General features: G+C 71.7%; 23 protein-coding genes. 1 reads left to right on the top strand and 22 read right to left on the bottom strand.

Features of this window, described 5'->3' with window-relative positions; genetic code table 11:
• Positions 1-60: 60 nt before the first annotated feature.
• Entirely contained in the window at positions 61-1377 is a 1317-nt protein-coding gene (gene mshA, locus ACEPPI_RS03175; protein WP_373913720.1) for a D-inositol-3-phosphate glycosyltransferase, read from the top strand.
• A 458-nt stretch (positions 1378-1835) separates the two neighbouring features.
• Here the strand turns inward: mshA and ACEPPI_RS03170 are convergent, their stop codons facing one another.
• The 22 genes from ACEPPI_RS03170 to ACEPPI_RS03065 all read right to left on the bottom strand — a co-directional run bounded on the left by ACEPPI_RS03170 (position 1836) and on the right by ACEPPI_RS03065 (position 22981).
• Positions 1836-2888 carry a LuxR C-terminal-related transcriptional regulator gene (locus ACEPPI_RS03170; RefSeq protein WP_373913713.1) on the bottom strand — a complete coding sequence of 351 codons (1053 nt, stop codon included), beginning with the start codon at positions 2886-2888 and terminating at the stop codon, positions 1836-1838.
• Positions 2889-3113: 225 nt separating this feature from the next.
• Positions 3114-3557 carry a Fur family transcriptional regulator gene (locus ACEPPI_RS03165; protein WP_373913712.1) on the bottom strand — a complete coding sequence of 148 codons (444 nt, stop codon included), beginning with the start codon at positions 3555-3557 and terminating at the stop codon, positions 3114-3116.
• A gap of 127 nt (positions 3558-3684) precedes the next feature.
• Positions 3685-4578 (bottom strand): class I SAM-dependent methyltransferase, encoded by an 894-nt coding sequence (locus tag ACEPPI_RS03160; RefSeq protein WP_373913711.1) that lies wholly within the window; start codon positions 4576-4578, stop codon positions 3685-3687.
• A 166-nt stretch (positions 4579-4744) separates the two neighbouring features.
• The gene (locus ACEPPI_RS03155; protein WP_373913710.1) at positions 4745-5224 is read right to left on the bottom strand and encodes an N-acetyltransferase family protein; all 480 of its coding nucleotides are present in this window, start codon (positions 5222-5224) and stop codon (positions 4745-4747) included.
• Between the two features lie 129 nt (positions 5225-5353).
• Complete coding sequence (locus tag ACEPPI_RS03150) at positions 5354-6262, bottom strand: M48 family metalloprotease (protein ID WP_373913709.1); 909 nt, start codon at positions 6260-6262, stop codon at positions 5354-5356.
• A complete protein-coding gene (locus tag ACEPPI_RS03145) occupies positions 6259-6654 on the bottom strand; it encodes a BlaI/MecI/CopY family transcriptional regulator (RefSeq protein ID WP_373913708.1) in 396 nt (131 codons plus the stop codon). Before ACEPPI_RS03145 ends, ACEPPI_RS03150 begins: the two co-directional genes overlap by 4 nt.
• A 159-nt stretch (positions 6655-6813) precedes the next feature.
• Entirely contained in the window at positions 6814-6936 is a 123-nt protein-coding gene (locus ACEPPI_RS03140; RefSeq protein WP_373913707.1) for a hypothetical protein, read from the bottom strand.
• Positions 6937-7139: 203 nt separating this feature from the next.
• A complete protein-coding gene (locus ACEPPI_RS03135; RefSeq protein ID WP_373913706.1) occupies positions 7140-7472 on the bottom strand; it encodes a hypothetical protein in 333 nt (110 codons plus the stop codon).
• A gap of 20 nt (positions 7473-7492) precedes the next feature.
• On the bottom strand, positions 7493-8980 hold the full coding sequence (locus ACEPPI_RS03130; protein ID WP_373913705.1) for an ARMT1-like domain-containing protein: 1488 nt from the start codon (positions 8978-8980) through the stop codon (positions 7493-7495).
• Positions 8981-8993: 13 nt separating this feature from the next.
• On the bottom strand, positions 8994-11033 hold the full coding sequence (locus ACEPPI_RS03125) for a PEP/pyruvate-binding domain-containing protein (protein ID WP_373913704.1): 2040 nt from the start codon (positions 11031-11033) through the stop codon (positions 8994-8996).
• Positions 11034-11125: 92 nt separating this feature from the next.
• Positions 11126-12061 carry a hypothetical protein gene (locus ACEPPI_RS03120; RefSeq protein WP_373913703.1) on the bottom strand — a complete coding sequence of 312 codons (936 nt, stop codon included), beginning with the start codon at positions 12059-12061 and terminating at the stop codon, positions 11126-11128.
• 14 nt (positions 12062-12075) lie between these two features.
• Entirely contained in the window at positions 12076-12678 is a 603-nt protein-coding gene (locus ACEPPI_RS03115) for a histidine phosphatase family protein (protein WP_373913702.1), read from the bottom strand.
• Entirely contained in the window at positions 12669-13448 is a 780-nt protein-coding gene (locus ACEPPI_RS03110) for a hypothetical protein (RefSeq protein ID WP_373913701.1), read from the bottom strand. Before ACEPPI_RS03110 ends, ACEPPI_RS03115 begins: the two co-directional genes overlap by 10 nt.
• Positions 13449-13532: 84 nt before the next feature.
• Entirely contained in the window at positions 13533-14324 is a 792-nt protein-coding gene (locus ACEPPI_RS03105; protein WP_373913700.1) for an ABC transporter permease, read from the bottom strand.
• Complete coding sequence (locus tag ACEPPI_RS03100) at positions 14317-15072, bottom strand: ABC transporter permease (protein WP_373913699.1); 756 nt, start codon at positions 15070-15072, stop codon at positions 14317-14319. Before ACEPPI_RS03100 ends, ACEPPI_RS03105 begins: the two co-directional genes overlap by 8 nt.
• Positions 15072-16022, bottom strand: coding sequence for an ABC transporter ATP-binding protein (locus ACEPPI_RS03095; RefSeq protein WP_373913698.1), 951 nt, complete (start codon positions 16020-16022; stop codon positions 15072-15074). The genes ACEPPI_RS03100 and ACEPPI_RS03095 overlap by 1 nt, the downstream gene beginning before the upstream one ends.
• Positions 16019-17182 carry a hypothetical protein gene (locus tag ACEPPI_RS03090; protein ID WP_373913697.1) on the bottom strand — a complete coding sequence of 388 codons (1164 nt, stop codon included), beginning with the start codon at positions 17180-17182 and terminating at the stop codon, positions 16019-16021. Before ACEPPI_RS03090 ends, ACEPPI_RS03095 begins: the two co-directional genes overlap by 4 nt.
• Before the next feature lie 104 nt (positions 17183-17286).
• On the bottom strand, positions 17287-18096 hold the full coding sequence (locus ACEPPI_RS03085) for a GNAT family N-acetyltransferase (RefSeq protein WP_373913696.1): 810 nt from the start codon (positions 18094-18096) through the stop codon (positions 17287-17289).
• On the bottom strand, positions 18093-19322 hold the full coding sequence (locus tag ACEPPI_RS03080; protein ID WP_373913695.1) for a M16 family metallopeptidase: 1230 nt from the start codon (positions 19320-19322) through the stop codon (positions 18093-18095). Before ACEPPI_RS03080 ends, ACEPPI_RS03085 begins: the two co-directional genes overlap by 4 nt.
• A gap of 249 nt (positions 19323-19571) precedes the next feature.
• Positions 19572-20078, bottom strand: coding sequence for a transposase family protein (locus ACEPPI_RS03075; RefSeq protein WP_373913694.1), 507 nt, complete (start codon positions 20076-20078; stop codon positions 19572-19574).
• A gap of 353 nt (positions 20079-20431) precedes the next feature.
• Entirely contained in the window at positions 20432-20713 is a 282-nt protein-coding gene (locus ACEPPI_RS03070) for a metal-sensitive transcriptional regulator (protein ID WP_373913693.1), read from the bottom strand.
• Between the two features lie 9 nt (positions 20714-20722).
• Entirely contained in the window at positions 20723-22981 is a 2259-nt protein-coding gene (locus tag ACEPPI_RS03065) for a heavy metal translocating P-type ATPase (protein ID WP_373913692.1), read from the bottom strand.
• Positions 22982-22985 lie beyond the last annotated feature (4 nt).

The following is a 22985-nucleotide window of genomic DNA, read 5'->3' as shown; positions in this document are numbered from 1 at the left end:
GTGGCGGCGGGCGCACGTGGCCCTTCCCCGTAGGAGCCCCACGTGTCCTTGCGCGTTGCCATGCTCAGCGTCCACACCTCGCCGTTGCACCAGCCCGGCACCGGGGACGCGGGCGGCATGAACGTCTACATGGTCCAGCTCTCCCGCGCGCTCGCCGAACAGGGCGTCGAGGTCGACCTGTTCACCCGCTGCCGGGGCGAGGCCCGCCCGCCCCGGGACCTCCTCGCCCCCGGGGTCCGGGTGCGCCATCTGGAGGCGGGCCCGCGCGCGGCCCTGGCCAAGGAGGACATGCCCGCCCTCGTGGTGCCGTTCTCGCTGGCGCTGCTCAAGGAGCGGCGGCGCTACGACCTGATCCACTCGCACTACTGGCTCTCCGGCCAGGCGGGCCGCATCGCCGCCGCCGGCTGGCGGATCCCGCTCGTGCACACCGCCCACACCCTGGCCCGGGTGAAGAACGCGGCCCTCGCCGACGGCGACACCCCCGAGCCGGAGCTGCGCGTGCGCGGCGAGCACCAGGTGGTCGGCTCCGCCGACCGGCTGATCGCGAACACGGGCGAAGAGGCGTGGGCGCTGGTGGAGTTGTACGGGGCGGAGGCCCGTCGTACCGAGATCGTCCGGCCGGGCGTCGACCTGCGCACGTTCGGCCCCGGCCGGGGCCGGGCCGCGGCGCGGGCCCGGCTCGGTCTGCCCGCCGACGCGTTCGTCCCGCTGTACGCGGGCCGGATCCAGCCCCTCAAGGGGCCCGACGTGATGGTGCGCGCGATCGCCCGCCTGCTGGCGGACGCACCGGGGCTGCGCGAGCGGACGCTCGTCGCGGTGGTGGGCGGGGACTCGGGCGCCGGGCCGCGCGGTGATGCCTGGGAACTGGCCCGGGAGCTCGGGGTGTCGGACGTTCTGCGGCACCACCCGCCCGTGCCACAGGGCGAGTTGGCCGACTGGTACCGGGCGGCGGACGTCCTGCTGGTGCCCTCCCGCAGCGAGTCGTTCGGGCTGGTCGCGCTGGAGGCGCAGGCATGCGGGACCCCGGTCCTGGCCTCGGCGGTCGGCGGACTGCCGACCGCCGTGCGCGACCGGGTGACGGGAGTGCTGGTGCACGGCAACGACCCGGTCGAGTACGCCCGTTGGCTGCGCTGGTTCGCCGAACACCCGGCGGCGGGCGCCGCGATGGGGGAGGCGGCGGTGCGGCACGCGCGGGCGTTGAGCTGGCGAGCCGCGGCGGCCCGGACGCTGGAGGTGTACCGGGACGTACTGCGCGAGGAGCGGACGGCGGCGGATACGGGTGAGGCAGGAGCGACGGCACGCTCCTGCCTCGCCGGCGCCTCTCTCCTGGAGGGCCGAGAAGGCCGGAAGCCCACCCTAACAGCTCTTTTGGGCTGACCAAAGGTGCGCAGGCGTAACGTCTGTATGAACTCCGCCCGGAATGCCGGGCCCCGGACTTCAGTTCTGCCTCAGAGGCGCTACAGGAATCCGACCCGGTCGTGGATTCCGTAGGACAATGGAGATGTCTTCGAAGGAATACCGGCGGCACGGATCCCCGGAGACGGAATTGACGTTCTGAATTCCTGGAGGAAATCATGTCCGCTGCGCACGCCACCGGAACGCCCGCCACCGCCCGCCCCGCGGTCACCGCCCGTCCTTGCTGTACCGCGGCAGTCACCACTGTGTCGTCGGTCCGGACCGACGGCAACGGCTGGGACTGACGGTCACGCCGCCGCGGGGCGAAGCCTCGTGATCGCCCCCGGGCGACCGCGGGGCCTTTTCCGTTCCCAGGCCCCCCGCCGCGGCCCGTTCTCCGGTTCCCGGGGTGTTGCGGAGTATTGCGGCGGTATTTCGGGTCAGTCGAGCCAGCCGAGCCGCTGGGCGCGCACGCCGGCCTCGAAGCGGCTCGACGCGCCCATTTCCTGCATCAGCTCGGACAGCATGCGGCTCACCGTCCGCAGGGAAACTCCCAGATTGCGGGCGACCTTCTCGTCCTTCATGCCGGAGGCGAGCATTTTCAGCGCGGCCCGCTGCTGTTCGGACAGCCCGTCGCCGCCGAGTTCCGGGGCGACGTCGTCGCCGTACGGGGTCGCGGCGTGCCAACAGTGCTCGTACAGCGCCAGGTAGGAACGGACGAGGGCCGGGCCGCGGGCCAGGATCGCGCCGGCCCCGCGGTCGTCGGGGTGTACGGGCAGCACCGCGAACTGCTGGTCCGCGATGATCATGTTCATCGGGACGGCGGGCGACAGCCTGATCTCGACACCGGCCTCGACGCGGCGGCGGAGCATCTCCACCGCCTCGGGGGAGGTGGTGATCCGCTGGTGGTAGATGGCGCGGATGCGGACCCCGTTGTCGATCTGCCGGCGGTCGCGACTGAGCACCCGGTCCGCGACCTCCCGGACCAGGGCCGTCACGTGCATGGACGTCAGATCGTGCCGGATGACGTCCGTGATGTCCTCCAGCACCTGCTGGATGCGCCCGTAGTCGTCGAGGATCTCCACCTCGACCTCCGAACCGTTCAGCGATCCGGGGCGCAGGAACCGTCCGACCAGGGTCTCCAGCGCGCTGTACGCGCGGTCGGACTGGTCCAGGTGCTCGCGCAGCCGCTCGCGCTCGCCCTGGAGCATCCGCAGCAGCGCGATCTCCGGATCGACGACGGCGACCGCGTCGGGGCCCGGCTCCCAGGCCCCCGACTGGAGGTCGTCGCGGGTGGCGTGGGTGGTGCCCGTCGGTACGATCAGGCCGAGGGAGGCGAGCTCCGCGCGCCACTTCTCGGACTCCTCGGGCTCCAGGCCGAGTTCCCGGAAGACCTCGTGGAGGTTGGACACCCCGCGCAGGCGCAGCTCCTGATAGAGCGCCAGCACCCTGTCGGCGGACTGGATGCCGTCCCTGCCGTCGCCCGTTGCCATCGCGAAGCGACCCCCTCTTCTTACGAATCGACAGTCACACTTTGGCACATGCCGGGGGGAGGGCCCGTGCCCCCGCGTTTCGGATGTGACGGGGGTCACAATGGTCCTCTGGGGTGCGCGCCTCCGCGTCAGGTGACCTCGGGCGGGTCGCCACCCGGCCCCCGCGGAGCCGGTCCGGAGCGGTCCCGCGGGCCCAACTCCCTTGCGGTCGGGGTGAGGAGGGGTCTAGTCCTCTTCCGCCCGGAGGCAGTCGGGGCACAGCCCCCTGAAGATGATCTCCGCGCCCTCGCCCATCCGCCAGGAGCGGAGCGCGGGGTCGGTGGGCTCCGGCACCTCGGCCGCGACGTTCTCCACCCGGCCGCAGCGCACGCAGAGCGCGTGCTGATGGGGCGGGCCCGCGATCTCGAAGACGGCGGGCAGTGCGGGACGGTCGAACTTCGTCGCCAGGCCGGTCTCCAGGAAGTGGCGCAGCATCTCGTAGACGGCCTGGCTGGTCAGCGTCCCGAGCCGCTCGCGGGCGGCGGCCGTGATCGACTCGACGTCCATGTGGCCGCCCGCCGCCAGGACCTGGAGCACTTCGAGGCGCGGTCCCGTGACGCGCAGGCCCACGTCGCGCAGGCGCTGGATCACCGCCTCGCGTCCGGTCGGCTCCTGCACGACAGCCCCCACTCCGCCACTCTCCGCCATCTGGTCCGATCAAACCTTTGGGGCCATCGTACCTCTTGCCCGTCCCTCCGGAGCGGGCGGCGGAGGAGGGGAGGGGGGCCGGGGCCGTGCCGGGCCGGCGCCGGGCCGGTCAGCCGTCGGCGCGGCAGACGAGGAGGACGCTCTCGGTCCGCTCGTCGAGGCGGTGGCGCCGCGTGCGCTCCACGCGCAGCCCCGCCGCCCGCAGTTCGGCGTCGAGCCGCTCCGGGTCGACGATCCACTTGCGGGTGCTGCGCACCGTCCGCTGCGTACTCAGCCTGCCGGTGCGCACGCAGTGGTAGGTGACGTGCTCGCTCATGCCGTCCAGGTCGAAGACCTGCCGGGCCGCGGCCCACTCCTCGACCCCGTCGAACCGGGGCACCTGGAACGCGTACGCGCGCCGGGGCTCCCGTGCCAGGTCCCGCATCCGGTGCGCCGTGTAGTCGAGGGCGAGCACGCCGCCCGGCTCCAGGTGCGCGGCGATCTCGCGCAGCAGCCCGGGGCGGGCGTCGGGGGCCACGGCCGAGACCATCGTCCCGGCCAGCAGGGCCAGCCGGTACGTGCGTCGCAGCCTCAGGTCCGCCAGCTCGGCCCGGGTGGTGACCAGCAGCCGCGAGACCTGCGGCCCGATCCGTGCCCCCCAGGTGCGCAGCCGCTCCAGGCAGGCGGGGTCCCGGTCCACGGCCTCGACGGAGAACCCCTGACGGGCCAGCGGCACCGCCAGCCTCCCGGCACCGGAGCCCAGGTCCAGGACCGGGCCGCCACAGTGCCGCGCGAGGCGCAGATAGCCGACGACGTCCGCGCTGTGCGGGCCGAGCAGCGCGTCGTGCAGCCAGGCGGCGTCCTCGTCGGCCGGCGCGACCGATTCCAGGCCGGGCGGGAAGTCCGCCGGGGTGCCCGTGAGCGCGAGCGGGTGTGTGATCGCGTGCGCGGACGGCGGGACCTGCGCGAGCGCGGCGGGCACGACCGGCCTGACGGGCAGGGAAGTGCCGCTCGTTGTGTGCATCGCTCCTCCAGGGGCTCGCTCGGTCCGGTGGTCCGGGGGCGGGGCTCCCGTGCCGCCGGGGACCGCGCCGCTGGTGAAATCCTGGCCTGTGGCACGGGACTTGGACCAGAGCGGCGGGCTGCGTGAACACGCGATGGCGTGGATCTGCCACGGATCCGGGCGGCCGTCAGAGGGTGCGGCCGAGCCTGACCGGGGTTAGCGCGGTGAAGCCGTGGTGGGTGAAGAACGGCAGCGCCGGAGCCTGTTCGGCGGGCAGGCCGATCCGCTGGGCCACCGCCCCGTGCTCCCTCATCCGCTCGGTGGCACCCGCCAGCAGGGCCGTGCCGATCCCCTGCCGCAGCCGCGCCGGATCCGCGCACAGGGCGTAGACCTCGCCCTGCCCGGCGACGGGGAGCCCGCCCGAGACGGCCCCCACCACGCGTCCGTCCGCGTCGGTGGCCACCAGCCAGCCGAGCCAGCCGGGCGCCCCGCCGGGAATTTCAATTTCCGCTCGAATACGGGGCAGTGCGCAATGCTCCGACACCAGCCGGCCGACACGGATATCCCCGAGGATCTCACCGTAGGCGGTGCGAATCGCTTCGGCGAGGAGCCGCGAAATCGCCGTCGCGTCACCGGGCGCTGCCGTCCGCACGTCAGCCAGCAGCATTGTTTCCGCACCTCTCGCCGTACCGGTCCTGAGCCCGCACGGGCCCAGAATAGCGGGCAATTCGATTGGTCGGGAGCGAGGGTAAATCTACGAATTGGCTTAGTAAATAGCCGGGTTGGGGCCGCGCTATCAGCCCGTCCAGCAACAGGCGACGACCGTGGGGGCGATGGCGGCCACTGCCGTGGCCACTGCGAGCAGCCCCCGCAGCACCGGATGGCCCGCACGCTGGGGAACCAGGATGCGCCGCATTCGCACGGCCGCCGACGGCCCGCCCGCGGCGAACGCCTTGCGCGGCGCGTGCCCCGCCGCCAGCGCGTACAGCGCCGTGGCCAGCGCGTCACGGGAACAGCCGCGCAGCGCCCGGTCGTCGGCCGCCATCTCCAGCAGCAGCGGTACGGTCCGTCCGCCGATCCGGGCCAGCGGGAGCCTGCGGAACACCGTCGCGTACGCCCCCGCCGCGGCGACCAGCAGATGGTGCCGGCCGCCGATGTGGGCCCGCTCGTGCGCGAGGGCCGCGGCCAGCTCCTGCTCCGTCAGGACCGCCACCGCCCCGGACGAGACCACGACCCGGCGCGAGCGCCCCGGCAGGCAATACACCGCGGGGCGCGCGTCGTCCAGTACGGTCGCGCCCAGCCGGGCGTCGTAGCGGCCGACCAGCCGCAGCAGTTCGGCGTGCCGGCCGCGGGCGCGCCGCGCCCGCACGACCTCCCGCACGAAGGCGGCCCCCGGCAGCGCCAGGACGGCGAACGCCGCCGCCGCGGCCAGGTGCTCGCGGCCCGTACCGGACGCCAGCCGGTCCCAGGGGGGCGGGTGCAGCGTCAGGACCAGGTCGACGAGCCGGTGACTGGTCTCCTCGGGGAGCAGCAGCTGCGCCGGGAGGATCGCGGCGGAGAGCGCGAAGGCCGCTCCGCACAGCATCCACACGGCCAGTCCCAGCCGCGGCACCTGCTGCGCCCAGCGGGCACGGACCAGCATCCAGGGGACGACCAGACCGGTGATCAGGGCCAGTGCGAGGGGCGGCAGGACGTGGTGGTTCACCGGCCGCCCTCCGGCTCGCCGGCCGGCCGGGCGGGACGGGCGGCGCGCAGGGCCTCGTCCAGCGCCTCCACGTCCTCGTGGGACATGACCTCGACGAACCGCAGCAGCGCGGCCTTGCGGTCCTGGCTGTCGCCGAGCGCGTCCTGCATGAGCGCCGCGGTGTACTCCTCACGGCTGCGCACGGCCTCGTACATCCAGGCGCGGCCCGACTTCTCGCGGCTCAGCCAGCCCTTGCGGTAAAGGATGTCGGCCACGGTCATCACGGTGGTGTAGGCGACCTTGCGGCGCCGGTTTATGTCGTCGACGACCTCACGGACGGAGACGGGCCGTTCCCACAGCCACACCCGGTCCATGATCTCGGCCTCCAGCTCTCCCAGCCGGCGTACGCGCATCGCTTTCCGCCTTCCCCCTCGCGAGCGGCTCATCGTACGGGCCGCGCCGGCGGCGGGGGCATACCCCGGTCCGGTACGCGGCCCCGGGCGGGCGCGCGGACGCCGACCGCCCCTCCACGAAGTCCCTTGTGTGGAGGGGCGGTCGGCGCGCCGGGCGGGTTATGCGCGGATCAGCCGGGCGGTGGCGCGGGTGGCCTCGCCCACCTTGGCCTTCGCCGCGCCCCCGCCCTCGGCGATGGCCTCGGTGACGCAGGATCCCAGGTCTTCGTCGAGCAGGGTCACGGCACAGGACCGGAGCGCGGCGTTGACGGCGGACAAGCCCGCCCGATCTCGCCGTACCGGAACCAGGGCCGTCGCAAAGTCCCGTGACCTCGTGAGTGTGCTGGTCAGGACCGATTCGGCCTGAACGCTGCCAGGGCCAGGGACCGATTCCGCGGACCGGCACTGACGGCACGGCGATGAGCGGTCAGGCGGAGGACCGACGGTCAGCGCGCCCACCCTTCGCGGCGATAGGAGTCCAGCTTCGCCGACGTGAGGGTGCGGAGGTTGGCCAGGCAGCCGTAGTGGGCGGCAATGGCGACGGCGCAGCGGACAACGTCGAGGACCTCCTTGGTGAGGTGGTCGGGGTCAGGCTCGCCGTGGGCTTCGCGTTTGCGGCCCATGCCCTCCATGTGGTTGACCTGTTGGGCCAGTTCACCGGCCTCTTCGGCCAGGCGGGAGACCAGGTGGAAGGCGTCGTTGTGGCGCGGGAAGCGTTCGACGGCTCCGGCGGTCAGGGCCGCCAGGTCGTCGAGCCAGTCGTTTCGGGGGTCGTGCACGTCTGCTCCACTGGTGTCGGTCACGGGATTCGCGGGGCGCTGCCGGTGACGCGCCGCAGTGCCCGGTGGACGAGTGCCTTTTCGCCGTCGAGTGCGGGGCGGGTCCTGGGCAGCACGCGTTCGGTGAGGGAGTCCAGCCAGCGTAGCTCCTCGCGCAGTACGGCGGGGTCGTCGCAGTTCTTTCTGAGCTGATGATCCGTCAAGGTACTCCAGCAAAGCCGGACGAGGCGCTGGTCCGAGTACCGGACGGTACGGGATTCGCGTCCTTCGAAGCCCCAGTGGGCGTACTCGCCGGGCCCGGAGTGGACGAGGAAGAGGGGGGCGGACGAGGCGTCCACCCCCATCGCACTCTCGTTGAACTCGCTCACCAGGACGAACCCGGTGTACATCGGCCTGTCGATCCCGCCCTGGAACATCTCGTGGATGTTGGTGCCCTTCACGAAGACGCAGTCCGCCGCGTCCAGTTGCCCGGCCAGTTCAGGGGAGAGCTTGCGCAGGTTGGCCGTGGCCATGGTCGGGCCGGTGCGGCAGACGTCCGAGGCCTGCAGCGCCTCTCCTACGCCCAGCGCCTGCAGGCTGGGAGTGGCGAGCAGCCGGAGCAGCAGGCCGGTGTCGGCGTCCGTGTAGCAGGGCAGGGACTTGGGCACCATGGTGATCTTCAGCTGGGGGTTGGCTTCCTTCAAGCGGGTGAGCAGGAGGAGGTCGATCACCGTCTCGGCGCAGTCGTCGAAGAACCACACCAGCCGTCTCGGGCCGTCGAGTACATCGCTCGCGAACTCCGCCCAGTGGTCGACCTGGAGCGGCCGTTCGGCCAGCGCCCGGTACCTGGGCCACAGTTTCCGCGCGGTGGCCACGGGGGTGGTCGACGCGTCGATGGGCAGGCGCGCGCCAGGGCCGGGCGCACGTGCTTTCTGCTCGGCGCCGAGCAGGCCGGCCGCCAGGCTGTACCGCAGCAGGCGCGCCAGGTCGGTTCCGCACCGCTCCAGGACGAGCGGGGCGAGCGCCAAGGCGACGCTCACCCCGCGATCGGCGTACCGCAGGTGGGTGGCGACCGGCGCGCGGACATCACCGAGCACGCAGTGGGCGATCACCCGGTCCACTACGGACGGCAGTTCCTGGTTGCTCAGCGCGTTGGTTGGGCAGTCGCTCGCGGATTGTGTCGCAGGCGATTCCTCCCGGGTGTGGTCCAGCAGCCGAAGCGTCTGGTCCCGGCAGAACGCGGCAACCGCCGGGTCGGTGACGGCGCTGCGCCCTGCCGGGGCGGCGATCCGGGTCAGCTTGTCCGCGATCAGCCGGGAGAGCCAGGGGTCGAACGCGCGCTCAGAGGGGTGCAGCAGGACCTGCCCCGTCATCCGCTCGGCGACGGTGAAGCCGTCCGGCACGAAGTCCGGGCGGGTCAGCAGCCGACTGCCTGCCGCGCTTCCCCGGGAGTCGTCGCAGAGAAGGCGCCGCACGTGCCGTTCGTCGGTGAGGTCGAGGGGACACAGGCCGACCTGTAGCGCGTTCACCGGTGCTCGTCCTTCAGCAAGTCCGGTCCTCGGGGTCGAGGACGGCCAGGCCTGCTGGGGAGAGCTCGACCTTCATGCCGTCACGCAGCCACTGCCCGGCGCCGGGTGCCACGATCGCCGGCACGCCGCGCTCGCGCAGCACGATGGCCGTGTGGCAGAGCAGGTTGCCGCGTTCGAAGACGAAGCCCGAGGCGAGGTCCACCAGGGGGATGAGCCCGGCGGAGGGGTACTCGGCGACGACGATCACACCGTTCTTCTGCCGGATGGCATCGACGGCGGCGGTGATGCGGTCGTCCGACAGCACTGCGGGGTTGTCCATGCCGAAGCCGACCACACTGACTTCCAATGCCCGTGCCGCTTCGTCGAGTTCGGAGAGGTCCGGCAAGGCGAGCACCGTGCCCGCGGCGATCCCGGTGGAGATGACCCTCCCGACATCGGCCGTGCGGGCCTCCAGACCGCGGCCCTCAAGGCTGACGTCGCGGATCATCGCCCGGCCGTCGGCGGTGTACCACTCCAGCCGGGCCTCGCCCAGGGCGCCGCACAGGTCGCGGGTGATCCGGGCGATGTCGAGGACCTCGCCGTCGGCACGGTCGAAGGTGTATGGGGCGGTGTCCTCGGGGCGCCACCACCAGCCCTCACCGGGCTCGATGTGACAACGACGGCTGAATTCCGCGATGTTCACGCGGACGATGGGTCCGCCGGGGGCGATGGTGAAGACCGACGGGACGAGGCCGCCTTCCTTGATGCCGGGCAGGCCGGCGGGGAAAGCCTCGACGATGACGGTTCCGTCGCCGAGCAGTGCGGAGAAGCCGGAGGCCTCCGCGGGGACGATCTCGCCGATGTGCGCGGCGCTGAACGCGGGGTCGGACAGGGCGTTGCGCTCGCGTCCGCGCAGCAGGTGGTCGGCCAGCTCGGCCAGCTTCGCGACGGTTCCGGTGCCGCGGCCACCCCAGTTGATCTGGACGAACTCGGTGCGCAGGTAGCCGGCCAGGTCGTCGGCGAGCCGGCGGACGTCCTGCTCCCCGTAGACGATGTACGCCTCGCGGTAGGTCTCCACGCCGACGGCCGCACACTGCCTGCGCAGCCAGATGTGCTTCTGCAGCGCGCCCTCGAAACGGGCGCGGCAGTTGCCGAGGTCGACGTCGTACAGGCCGCTGACGTCGGAATCCGGCCACCAGCCGCCGGTCACCTTGGCGGGCGGCCGGCCGTGGGTGATGGGTCGGGCCTGGAGCGTGTGCAACAGGCCCTCGTTCCACACCCACTCCACGTCGAGCGGCAGACCGAAGAGCTGTTCGCTGCGCTTGGCCAGCGAGAGCAACTCCTCGCGCAGACCGTCGGGCAGAGCATCCGGCAGCCCGTCGGGCAGCGCGGCCTCGTCCGACAGGAGGAGCCGGTTCGTCGGACCCTCGCCCGAGGTGGAGTCGGTCGCACTGCCCCACGCGAAGTCGGTGACCGGGCCGCCGTCGCTCGTGAACAGGTCCTTGGTGAACAGCACACCGTGTGCCTGCGGCTGCACCCAGGTCTGCAGGAACGCGGCGTACTCCTGCGGCAATTGGCCGCGCGAGTAGGAGTAGCAGCGGGCCGAGTACAGCGCCGCCCAGCAGCGGGCGAGTGAGGACAGTACCTCCGGCACCGTGTGCAGTGGCCCCTCGGAGTGGAACACTCCGGCATAGGACTGCCCTGCGCCGTCCTCGACGGGTACGGACGAGCGCACCATGACGGGCCCCTGGTCGAGGAGCGACTGCGCCGCGGCGCTTGCCTCCTCGACCAGGTCCGCCGGCCACGGCGATTGGATGACGGCCCGTCGGATGAGTTCCAGGGCGCGGCCGGTACCGGTGGGGACGGCGCTCAGATCCCGCAGGTTCCGCTCGACGGTGTCGCCGATCCCGGTACGGGACATGACGTCCTGGAACCAGGCCGAGGTCACGCAGACGCCGTCCGGGACCCGGAAGCCGGCGCGGTGCAGACGTGCCAGGGCCTGCGCCTTCGCGCCGGTCAGCAGCACGGGATGCTCGTCGGCCCGGTACAGCGGGACGACTCGGATGTCGTTCACTTGATTCCTGTTCCTTGATGCTTCCGGTCTGCCATGACGGCGACTCATACCTTGAGTCAGACAGTGAGTCAGACTCCGGGTCGGATAGCGGGTCAGGCGGCGCGCAGGTCGACCCGGAGCGGGGCGCCGCCCTCCCCGGTCGCCTCGTAGACCTTGAACTCGTACATGTCAATGACGCGGACGGCCCCGTCAGGGTAGATGCCGTACTGGTGGTGGGAGCGGGTCTGCGCGGTGTCCTTGAAGCGCTTGCCGCTCTCGCCCTTGATGCTGATCGCGTTCACCACGGGGCTGTCGCCGACGTACGAGCCGAGGTCGTAGATGTCCTTCGCCGAGATGCGGCGCGGATCGGCCAATGCCTTCTGCGCCGCGCCAGCGTCCAGACCGGCCAAGTCCATTGCGCGGGCCATGAATTCCAGTGCCTCCTCGCGCCGGTCCGCCGTCGACTTCAGATTGATCCGGAAGCGCAGGCCGTCGGGGTCCTCCATCCGCGTCGAGCCCAGATCCCACAGCGGCGCGAGCACCGAGATGTCATCGGCGATGTTCTGCAGGTAACGCTCGCTGCCCCAGCCCTGGTCGCAGGGAGTGATGGTCAGTTTGGCCTGTGAGAGCACGTCGGGCCGGGCGGCGATCTGGCGCAGCGCGGTCCGGGCGAAGCGCTTGCCCTCGCTGCCGTTGGTCACCAGGTAGAGTCCCTGCCCCAGGTGTTCACGCCAGATCCGGGCGACGTCGAAGGTGTTCCGCGTGGTCTCGCCGTCCCTGACGTGGTAGTCGAGCGGGTCGCTGATCCGCCAGGAGACGATGCTGCGCTTGGGGGAGATGCCCCGGTCCCGGAAGGCTTCGCCGACGTCCCGGACCAGCCGGGTCAGGGTCGCGAACGGGGTCATCTGCACGGGTGAGGTGTCGCCGAAGGCCGGGCAGTGCGTGCAGTTGCGGCGGCAGTGGTCATTCGCGTGGATGAAGCCCAGGTTGTCCAGGATTTCGTCCAGCAGACCTTGTTCGACCAGCGGGGACAGCGATGGATAGGCCATGGGGGTTGCTCCTGTCATTGCGACACGGGTAGGGGGTGGGGCAGGCCCGGGGGGCCGGTGAGTTCGAGCCGGCGGTATCCGCCCGTCGGGAGATGGGCCCGGTGGGACTGCCATGTCTCGATGAGGTCCCAACCTCGCAGCCAGGCGGTGAGGACGGTGAGGGTGACCGCGTGTGAGACCACGAGTGCCGGGCGGCCGTCGGCAATCAGTCGCTCCAGCACGGGGGTTGCCCGGGCCTGTACGTCGGCCAGGCTCTCCCCGCCGGGGAGCCTGCGCAGCGGGTCCTGCTGCCAGCGGGTGTACTCGGCGTCGCCCGAGGGGCCGGAGAGCGTGGAACGGCCGCGCAGCAGGCCCCAGTCCAGCTCCCGCAGGCCTGGCTGCGGGGTGACCGGCAGCTCCGGGGCGATCAGGTCACGGAGGAGGCGGGCGGTCTGCAGGGTCCGTTCCGCGTCACTGGCGTGGATGGCGGTCGGGTGGAACCCGGAGTCGTCGATCTGCCGCCCGGTGCACCGGACTTGCTCGATGCCGGTCCGGTCCAGCGGTACAGCGGGGGAGAGGGGGAAGCGGTGGAGCGCGTTGGACTCGGTGCGTCCGTGTCGGGCGAGGATCAGCTGCACGGTCCGGCCTCCGGCTGCCCCGGGTCGACGCCGGCAAGGGCGGCGGTGAGGGCGGGAGTGGAAGTGGTGGTGGCGGCGGGGATGACGGCACCGGTGACGGCAGCGGAGGCGGCGAACGCCGGCAGGGCTCCCCGGTGGACCAGGTGGGCGTGTATCTCCTCGGCGACCAGGTCGGCAGGGCCGGAAGCATCGAACCGGGCGATGTCGACGCCAGCTCGGGCGAGTTCGGCCAGGCCGGGGAGGGTCTCGTCGGTATAGACGCCCGCCTTGCCCGCCATCCGGGAGAGCTGCCGCTGCGTGGGCGGCCACTCCCCTCGGGAGGCAGCCCGGGTGATCTGGCGCTCCAGGGAGGCCGCCAGGACGTCCCCTGGAAGCTGGAGATGAAGGACCATCAGCTCGGCAAGCGGCACGGCGCCGGCGAGCAGGATGCGCGCCTGTTGCCGTCCCCGCGGCACGCTGTCCAGCACCACCGGCCCCTCGGCGGCCGCCCTGGCCACCAACTCGACCAGCACCTGGTCGAGTTCCGTGGGCATCAGCGCACCCCGGTCGGCGGACTCGTGCGCGGCGCGGCGTACGGCGGCCACCTGGGCCGCCTCCTGCCGGGTCAGCCGCTCGTGCAGCGCAGGGTCGCCGCGTAGTAGTGCCGGGACCGAGGCGCACAGCACCGGGGTTCCCCGGGACCGGCCCAGGGCGACGACCAGACGCGCCGCCTGGGTGGACTTCCCCGACCCCGGTGGGCCGACCAGGCTCAAGACGTTCGCTCTGCTCATGGGGTGGTTCTCCGTGGTGGGGACGGTCGGACGGTTCCGGAACGGGGGCTGCCGTGGGGGCTGCCGTGTGGCTGCAGCGCGCCTTCAGCGGAGGTTGAGCGTTCCGGTACGGACCTGATGACGAAGGGATCCGGTGAGCGCCAAGTAGCCCACCGCGCCCCAGAGGAGGAGCACTGCGAATTCCGCGAACACCTCGCCTGCCGGGACCGTGCCATGGGCGACGAGCGCACGGATCGCCTGGAGGCCGTGTGCGGCAGGCAGTACGGCGGCGATCGATCCGACGACTCCGCCACGCGGGAGTGGGGTGTTCACCCCGGCCAGCGTCATCAGCAGGATTGTCGTACCGGCCGTCAGGTACATCCGGCTCTCCGGCCAGCGGAGGCTGATTCCCGCCAGTGCCAGCGCGAGGCTGTAGCCGCTCAGGGTGATCAGTACCTGGAGGAGGAAGCAGACCAGGAGCATGGGCGGGCTCACTTCGACGTCCGCCAGCCAGCGCAGGACGAACAGGGCGATGCAGGAGGTGACGATGCCGTCGGCGGCCCAGTAGAGCCCGCGCGCCAGCAGCACGGGGAACGGTCCGTTGCGGCTGAGCAGCAGGAACTGCAAGGTGCCGCCACGGCGTTCGCCGACACTGGAGGAGACCACCCCGAAGGCGCCGAGGGGCCCCAGGACCACCGCATTGCCCAGCGCCATGTACCGCTGGGTGTCGGCCGAGCCGATCGCCCAGCCTACCATGGAGAAGAACAGCACCTGGCAGAGCAGCCGCGCCAGCCAGCCAAACAGCCAGGAGCGCCAGGTGTAGAGAGCCCGGTAGTCCTGATAGCTGCTCAGCAGCCCGTAGCCGATCTGACGGATCAGCGCTTCGGCCTTACGCATAGAGTCGGGCCTCCCCGTGACGGGCTCGCGACAGCGCGCGGCGCAGCAGGGCCGCGCCCGCGACCAGCTGCAGGACGGTCAGGAGCAGCAGGAGCGAGAGGTCCTTCCAGTGGCTCCCGGAGGATCCGGCCATCGCCGCGCGCAGCAGCTGCGCGCCGTACGAGAGGAAGAACAGCTTGGTGAGTTGTCGGACCGGTACCGGCAGCGCGGCCGCCGGCAGGATCAGTCCGCCGAGGATGTAGAACGGGTAGGTCAGGGCGTTCCGCAGGTTGCGCCCACCAGGCATGAGGATCATCAACGCGCTGACCATCAGCGCGAAGCCGGCGGTGCCGACGACCAGTAGCAGGGAGGCCGTCAGCGCCAGGAGCGGCCGGTGGACGGGGAGCGGGAAACCGAAGCCGATCCGGCCGATCGCGATCACTTCGACCAGCACCGGCAGGCTCAGCGCGGTGGTCGTGCAGACCCTGACCGCCAGCGCGCGCACGTAGGCGTCCGGGGTGAGCAGGGCCGGCTCGAGGGTGCCGTCCCAGCGGTCATCGTCCACGACCTCCGCCGCGACGAACATTGCCTGCGACCACATGCTCATAACGAACGCGGTGAGAGCCACGGTGGCCGACAGTCCGGGCGCCCCGTACCCGTGCACGGTGGTGAAGAAGACGACCGAGTAGAACGGGACGATGACCAGCGTGGCCAGAAGGCGCGGAGAGCGGATCAGGAGCAGCCACTGCAGTTGCACGAAGGCGGTCATCAGAGGGCGAACTCCCGGTCCTCGATGATGGTGCGGTAAACCTCGGTCAGGGAGGGTGCGGCCACGGACAGCTCGTGGACACCGGCGGCGGTGAGGGCCTGGAGCACCGCGGCGATCGCGCCGTCGCCGTCGGCCCGAAGGGTCAACAGCCCGTCCGGCGTCGACTCCTGGACGCTCACTCCGGCGATCGCTGCAATGCTCAGGGCGAGCTGCGCCGCGACGCCGGCAGCGGTCACGGTGCGGCCCGTACCGATGGCGCGGAGGAGGTCCTCGGTTGTCCCCTCCTGCAGGATCCGGCCGTGGTCGATCAGGGCGACGCGCGAGCAGAGGGACTGCGCCTCCTGCATGTCATGGGTGGCGAGCAGGATGGTCGAACCACTGTCGCGGAGCTCTTCGACGAGTCCGCGGAAGCCCTGCGCGGCATGCGGGTCCATGCCGCTGGTCGGCTCGTCCATGATCAGCAGGCGGGGGCTGCGGAGCAGGGCTCTGGCCAGGTGGACGCGCTGGACCATGCCGCGCGAGTACGTCTGCACTCGGTCGTCAGCACGCGCACTCAGGCCCAGCCGCTCCAGCAGCTCGTCGGCGCGGCTGCGGCAGGCCTTTCCCTGCAGTCCTTGCATCGCGCCCCAGTAGCGCAAGTTCTGACGGGCAGTCAGCCGGTTGTATAGGCCCCGCTCGCCACCGAGCACCAGCCCGATGCGTTCCCGCACCTGACGTGCGTCGTGGACCACGTCGAGGCCGTCGACCCGAGCGATGCCACTGGTGGGGAGCAGCAGTGTCGTCAGGATCCGCGAGAGCGTCGTCTTTCCGGCACCGTTGGGCCCAAGGAGACCGACGACTTCCCCTTCCCGTGCGTGCAGGGTGACCCCGTCGAGCGCGGTGACCTCGTTGCCCTTGCGGTTGCGGAAGCGGCGGGTGAGGGCTTCGACCTGAACCATGTCCGCGCTCATGCCCGTGCCACCGCCTGGTTGTTCTCCTCCGCCGCGAGCGCTTCGAGCGCCGCCTCGTAGGCACCGGGGTCGACCAGCTCCGAGGCCACCAGGAGGAAGTCCCCGACGGGGCAGCGCAGCAGGACGTCGTCGCCGAGGATGCGGAGCTGTACTGCGTCGCCGTCTCGCGGGGCCAGGTCCGGGTTCAGCCGCAGGCCGTACAGCGGCCGACCGTCCTCCAGGCACTCTCGCGCGCTCGGCTCGGTCTGTGCTGTGGCCGTTGGCGTGGCGGCGGTTTGCGCGGCCTGGGCATTGCGCAGGGCCTCCTCGCGTGCGGCCTCCTCGCGCGCGGCGGCTTCGGTGAGCAGCGGCAGCAGCAGTTCGTTCCGCGGACTGGTCAACTCCTCGGCATTGCGCAGCGCCTGGCTCAGCAGGAGCAGTTCCGGAGCCAGCCGGTAGGCGTCCGCTGCCGAGACCAGTGCTTCCGGGGGCGGGCAGTGCGGGCTGTCGAGCGTGAAGGCCAGGTCGAGGACGTCCTTGACGGTGAAGGGGCGGTCGAATCGCTCGTCGGCGATCGCCAGCAGATCGGAGGTGACCTGGTCCTGCGGGGGCCGCACCCGCATCGGCGCGGCCCCGGCGCGCTCGGGGTAGGCGAAGGTCACCAGTTCGACACGGTGGTCGGGGTCGAGGACCGGGTCCTCCGCGGACCATCGCAGTACGACGACCCAGTGCGCTCCGGCGCCCTGGCCGATGAGCGTGATGTCGACGTCGTTCACCGGCCGGGTGCGGAAGACCTCGTGCACGGCGTGCCACAGGGCGGACTCGCCCGGCAGGTAGACGTCGAGGTCGCCGCTGGGGCGCAGGACCGCGGGCGGGTAGTGCTGTGCCAGCGCCGGCCCCTTGAGGACGCGGGCTCCGGGAACGGCGGCCGCCAGCTGGGCGGCGAGGGTGCGGTAGTCGTCCGTCCGTAACCGCATCCGGCGCAGTTCGTCCGACGACCCGCTGCCCAACGCCTCGCCCTGCCCGGTGGCGACGGAGAGGACCAGCGGGGCCAGGTGGCCGCGCTGGGTACGGGCGGCCCGGACCAGGTCACGGAGCGGCTCCTGCGGATCCATGCCGAGCGCCGTGTAGAGCAGGTCCAAGGTGAGCAGCGGCGGCGACGCGGGGGGAGAGTCGGACATGCGCGTCCCTTCGTGACGTGGCATCAGGCATGACGGAGCTTCGGATGTGACAGGGCTTCATGGGGCGCACGGCTCGGACGGCCTGGACGGCCGCGGCGTTGAGCTCAGGCGAGCGGTAGGTGCCGGTAGCCGAAGGCCGGCTGCCAACCCTGGCTCACCAGCCCGGCGACGATCCGCGCTCCGCTGTCCGTTCCGGTGCCGGGGAGCGGGTGACTGACGTGGCCGACCAGCGGGAGGCCGGTCGTCCCGGCCAGTTCCGCACAGGCCCGCACCAGTGCTCGGGTGGCGGCCGACCGGTGCGCGTCGGAATCGACGAGGATGTCGATGAGCTCGAGGAACTCGGTATCACTGGGGTCGTCGTAGCCGTCGCGGCGCACCGTGGCGTGGCCGATCGCCATCCCGTCCAGCCAGGCGACGAACGAGGTGCGCTCCGCACCGGCCAGTAGCGTGCGGGCCGCGTCCAGTGCCACGGAAGGATCGGGCCGCCCCCCTTGGACCGACGCTCCGTCACTGATCGCCCGCGCCATCCACTCCTCGACCAGGGGGGCGCAGTCGTCGTCGACTTCGGTCACCCGCAGAATCGTTGGCTCCGCCACGTCAGCCGCCGGCCCGTCCGGCTCGGCCGCATACCGCACGTAGGTGAGGAACGGGCTCAGCCTCGCGTCGACCTCGCCCCCCGGCAGGACGCGTACCAGCAGGCTCGTGCACTCCGGGTACCGTGCTCGGAGCACCGGCAGGAGCGGAGAGAGGTCGGCCAGGAGCGCCTGGTCCGCGTACTCGACGAGGCAGCGGGTCTCGTCGGCGACCGGATCGTGGTACGAACCGGCGACACAGTCCTGCCCCTGGACCCGCAGCAGCATCCCGGCCGGGCCGACGGCGTCGAGGAAGGCAGGTGCGACAGCGAAGGAGGTCATGCTCCCTCCGGGCTTGCCACGACCAGGAGTTCGTCGGAGAGCCGGGCTGCGGCTGCGGCGACCTCCTCGCCGGTCGTCGCCAGCACGGCCTGGATGTGCTGCTCCGGATCCCACGGCCCGGGTAGCGCGCAACGCTGGTTCGCCAGGGTGATCGCGTGCTCCAGCGGGTCCTCCGCCTCCCGCACGGCCTCCATCACCGCCAGTCGGCGGGCCGCGGCCAGCGACCCGTCCAGCGGCCCCTTGTTCGCGACCTCGGACAGGGCGCTGCGGAATTCCTCCAGGACGCGCGGGGCGTTCTCGGGTTCGGCGCCGGCGAGGAAGCGCCAGGCGCCCGTGTCGCTGTAGCTGCGGGACCAGGAACGGAACATGTAGGCGAGGGCGTTCTCCCCGCGGAGCCGCTGGTAGAGCGGGGAGGCGGCACTCGAACCGAGGAGATGGCCCAGCACGACGGAGGCGAACCGCTCCCGGTCCGCGAGCCGCGGGGCCCGTCCGCCGGCAACCAGCCAGCAGAACTCGTCGGGCCAGGACGGGTCGGTCCGCTGCGAAACGAGGGGCAGCGCAGGCGGTTCGGCCACTGGTCCGCCAGACGTCAGCGGTGCGACCGCGGCCGAGGCCAGCGCCGAGTTGCCGAGCGTGGCGCGAAGGGCTTCCGGATCTACTCCGCCGACTGCGGAGAAGGCCATGGGGCGTGTCGTCGTCGCCCTCCGGTGCGACTCCTCGACAATGTTCAGGGACAATTCCCGGACGCTCTCCTCGGTGCCACCGGAGGGCTGCGAAAGGGGGTGCCCCCGGAAGAGCTCGGCGAGGAACCTCTCCTGGACGATGTCACTCGGGTCGGCCGCTGCGGCGGCCAATTCCGTGAGCACGACGCGGCGCTCGGACTCGAATATCTTGTTGTCTATTTCCGGATGGAGTACCGCCTGCGTCATCCACTGCGCAACGGCACAGGCATCCTCGTTCATCACCTGGGCAAAGAACAGGAGAGATTCAGGCCCGGTGGAAGCATTGCATTCACCGCCGAGGCCTTCGATGCGCTCGGCCAGCGAGGCGCCACCGTCCAGCGGAGCGGACATCAGCAAGTGCTCCATCAGGTGTGCCGCGCCCGAGCCCTCCGGCGAGTCGTGCCGCCCGCCGAACGCGATGGAGAAGCAGAGGGACGTCGTACGCCGCGCTGAATCAGCCCCGATCAGGACCGGAACGCCGTGGCCTTCCTCAGTGACTCTCATGTACGGATCCACTTCTCCTGAATTACCGGCGCGATTTCACGCCGCGATGTTCCGACTTCCGGCAGTACGAGTGGGGACGGTGTGCCGCGGGTACGGGACCCGCGGCACACCGGTCAATCACTTACCGGCGCGCACCCGGATCTTGTCGAGGCGAGGGCGCAGGCTGACGGCGTGGTGACGAACCATGAGAAATTCCTCCGGTTTCTAGCTCTGAAATGGATTCCGGTGGAACAGTTGTTACCTGACTGTTCAACCGGTTTCAAATGCAACCACCTGGTCCTTGAGTGAACAATGTCCGAACGGGCAGGGTCGAGGGCAGGGCAGGGCCGTTGCGAAGCCCCGTAATCTTGTGAGAGTGCTGGTCAGGCGGGCAAGGAGGTGGGCGGCGGGCGTCTGGCCGTGCCGGGAGCCGCGGGCGGCCTTGCCGTCCACGGGCACCGAGTTGGCGCCGCCGGGATCGGCGCCGGTCAGGTCGGCCAGGCCACCGGTACGGACCAGGTTGCCGCCCCGTCGAATCGTGGCGGCACTCGGCGCGACACACACCCCGAACACGCCGACCGTGCGGGCACCGAGGCGGGTCAGGGCGTGCTGCGGTGCGCTCGCGGCCCACTGGCCGATCGCCGCGTACGAGCGCGCGTCGGCGACCACCGCTGACGCGGCAAGCAGCAGCACTGTCACGAACGGGTGACGCACACCGCGCCGTCGACGCGGATCGGGCAGCATCCGCAGCCGCTCCATCAGCGAGAGTCCCGCCACGCCATCCAGAGCGGGCGACTTGACGAGGCAGGCGGTGGCAGACCGGCGGCAGCTCGAAACTCCCTTGGTCCAGGGCGACTTGGCAAGGTCGCCCCGTGCAACCGGAGTTTCGTTGCGTTCGTGATGGGCTAGCCCAGACCCCTCGCGCTGCTGTGGCCTGCAGACTCGCGTGATCAACGGGACTTTGAAACTCCCCTGATGCCGGTCCTGAGCCCGCACGGGCCCAGAATGGCGGGCAATTCGGGTGGTCGGGCAGCCGGGTTGGGTCCGGTACGCGGGTCCCGGGCGCGCGGACGCCGGCCGCCCCTCCACGAAGTCCCGTGTGTGGAGGGGCGGCCGGCGCGCCGGGCGGGTTATGCGCGGATCAGCCGGGCGATGGCCCGGGTGGCCTCGTCCACCTTGACCTTGGCCGCGTCCCCGCCCTCGGCGATGGCCTCGGTGACGCAGGAGCCCAGGTGCCCGTCGAGCAGAGTCACGGCACAGGACTGGAGCGCGGCGCTGACGGCGGACACCTGGGTGAGCACGTCGATGCAGTAGACGTCCTCGGCGACCATCCGCTGCACGCCGCGGACCTGGCCCTCGATCCGCCGCAGGCGTCTGATGACGTCTTCCTTGTGTGGTTCGTAACCGGCCACGGGAGCTCCTCAGTTGGCGGCGGCCCGGAAGCCGCGCAGACGCAGGCTGTTGCCGACGACGAAGACCGAGGAGAAGGCCATGGCCGCTCCGGCGATCATCGGGTTGAGCAGTCCGGCCGCGGCGAGCGGCAGGGCGGCCACGTTGTAGGCGAAGGCCCAGAACAGGTTCGAGCGGATGGTGCCGAGCGTCTTGCGGGCGAGGCGGATCGCGTCGGCCGCGGCCCGCAGGTCACCCCGTACGAGGGTCAGGTCACCGGCCTCGATGGCGGCGTCGGTGCCGGTGCCCATGGCCAGGCCCAGGTCGGCCTGGGCGAGCGCGGCCGCGTCGTTGACCCCGTCGCCCACCATCGCGACGCTGCGGCCCTCGGACTGCAGCCGCTTCACGACGTCGACCTTGTCCTGCGGCATGACCTCGGCGATGACCTCGTCGATGCCGACCTCGGCCGCGACCGACTCCGCGACGGCCTTGTTGTCGCCGGTCAGCAGGATCGGGGTCAGGCCCAGGGCGCGCAGCCGGCGGATCGCCTCGGCGCTGGTGTCCTTGACGGCGTCCGCGACCTCCAGGACCGCGCGTGCCTCACCGTCCCAGGCCACCGCGATGGCGGTGCGGCCGGCGCCCTCCGCCGCGGCCTTGGCGCGCTCCAGGTGCGGGGGCAGCGCCATCGCCCACTCGGCGAGCAGCTTCTCCCGGCCCACCAGGACCGCGTGCCCGTCGACGACGCCCTGGACGCCGAGGCCGGGGATGTTGGCGAAGTCCTCGGGGGTGGGCAGGGAGCCGACCCGGGCGGCCGCGCCGGTCGCGACGGCCTGGGCGATCGGGTGCTCGGAGGAGTGCTCCAGCGCGCCCGCCAGGCGCAGTACGTCGTTCTCGGCGACGCCCTCCGCGGTGTGCACGGCGAGCAGGGTCATCCGGCCGGTGGTGACGGTGCCGGTCTTGTCGAGGACGATGGTGTCGACCTTGCGCGTGGTCTCCAGGATCTCGGGTCCCTTGATCAGGATGCCGAGCTGGGCGCCGCGGCCGGTGCCGACCATCAGGGCGGTGGGGGTGGCCAGGCCCAGGGCGCAGGGGCAGGCGATGATCAGTACGGCGACGGCGGCGGTGAAGGAGGCCGCGAGGCCGGAGCCGGTGCCGAGCCAGAAGCCGAGGGTGGCCAGGGCGAGGCCGATGACGACCGGGACGAACACCGCGGAGATCTTGTCGGCGAGGCGCTGCGCGGCGGCCTTGCCGTTCTGCGCGTCCTCCACCATCTTGGCCATCCGGGCCAGTTGGGTGTCGGCGCCGACCCGGGTGGCCTCGACGACCAGGCGGCCGCCCGCGTTGAGAGTGGCACCGGTGACGGAGTCCCCGACGGAGACCTCGACGGGCACGGACTCGCCGGTGAGCATGGAGGCGTCCACGGCGGAGGAGCCCTCGACCACGGTGCCGTCGGTGGCGATCTTCTCGCCGGGGCGGACCAGGAAGCGCATCCCGGCCTGGAGGTCGGCAGTCGGCACCGTGACCTCGTGGCCGTCGCGGAGCACCGTGACCTCCTTGGCGCCCAGTTCGAGCAGCGCCTTGAGGGCCGCGCCGGCCTTGCGCTTGGAGCGGGCCTCGAAGTAGCGGCCGGCGAGGATGAAGGCGGTGACGCCGGCGGCGGCCTCCAGGTAGATGTTCCCGGCGCCGTCGGTGCGGGCGATGGTGAACTCGAAGGCGTGGGTCATGCCGGGCGTGCCCGCGGTGCCGAAGAACAGGGCCCACAGCGACCAGAGGAAGGCGGCGGTCGTGCCCACCGAGATCAGCGTGTCCATGGTGGCCGCGCCGTGCCGGGCGTTGGTCCAGGCGGCGCGGTGGAAGGGCCAGGCGGCGTAGGTGACGACGGGGGCGGCCAGGGTCAGCGACAGCCACTGCCAGTAGTCGATCTGCAGGGCCGGGACCATGGCCATCGCGATGACCGGCACGGCCAGGGCGACGGCGGCGGTGAGCCGCTGGCGCAGGGGGCGCAGTTCGTCGGCCTCCTCCGGCTCCTCCCCGGCGCCGGACGGGCCCTGGGCGCGGGCGGGGGCCGGCTCCTTGGCGGTGTAGCCGGTGGCCTCGACCGTGGCGATCAGGTCCGCGACGGAGATGTCGGCGTCGAAGGTGACCCTGGCCTTCTCGGTGGCGTAGTTGACGGTGGCCTCGACCCCGTCCATGCGGTTGAGCTTCTTCTCGATGCGGGCGGCGCAGGAGGCACAGGTCATGCCGCCGATGGCGAGCTCGACCTGGGCGGCGCCGGGAGTGATGGTGGTCATGAGG

It is taken from the genome of Streptomyces sp. AB3(2024) (assembly GCF_041862025.1).
In the GTDB taxonomy this organism is placed as follows: domain Bacteria; phylum Actinomycetota; class Actinomycetes; order Streptomycetales; family Streptomycetaceae; genus Streptomyces.
Note: the sequence above shows the minus strand (reverse complement) of the source record. Positions and strands in the feature narration are given on the sequence as shown.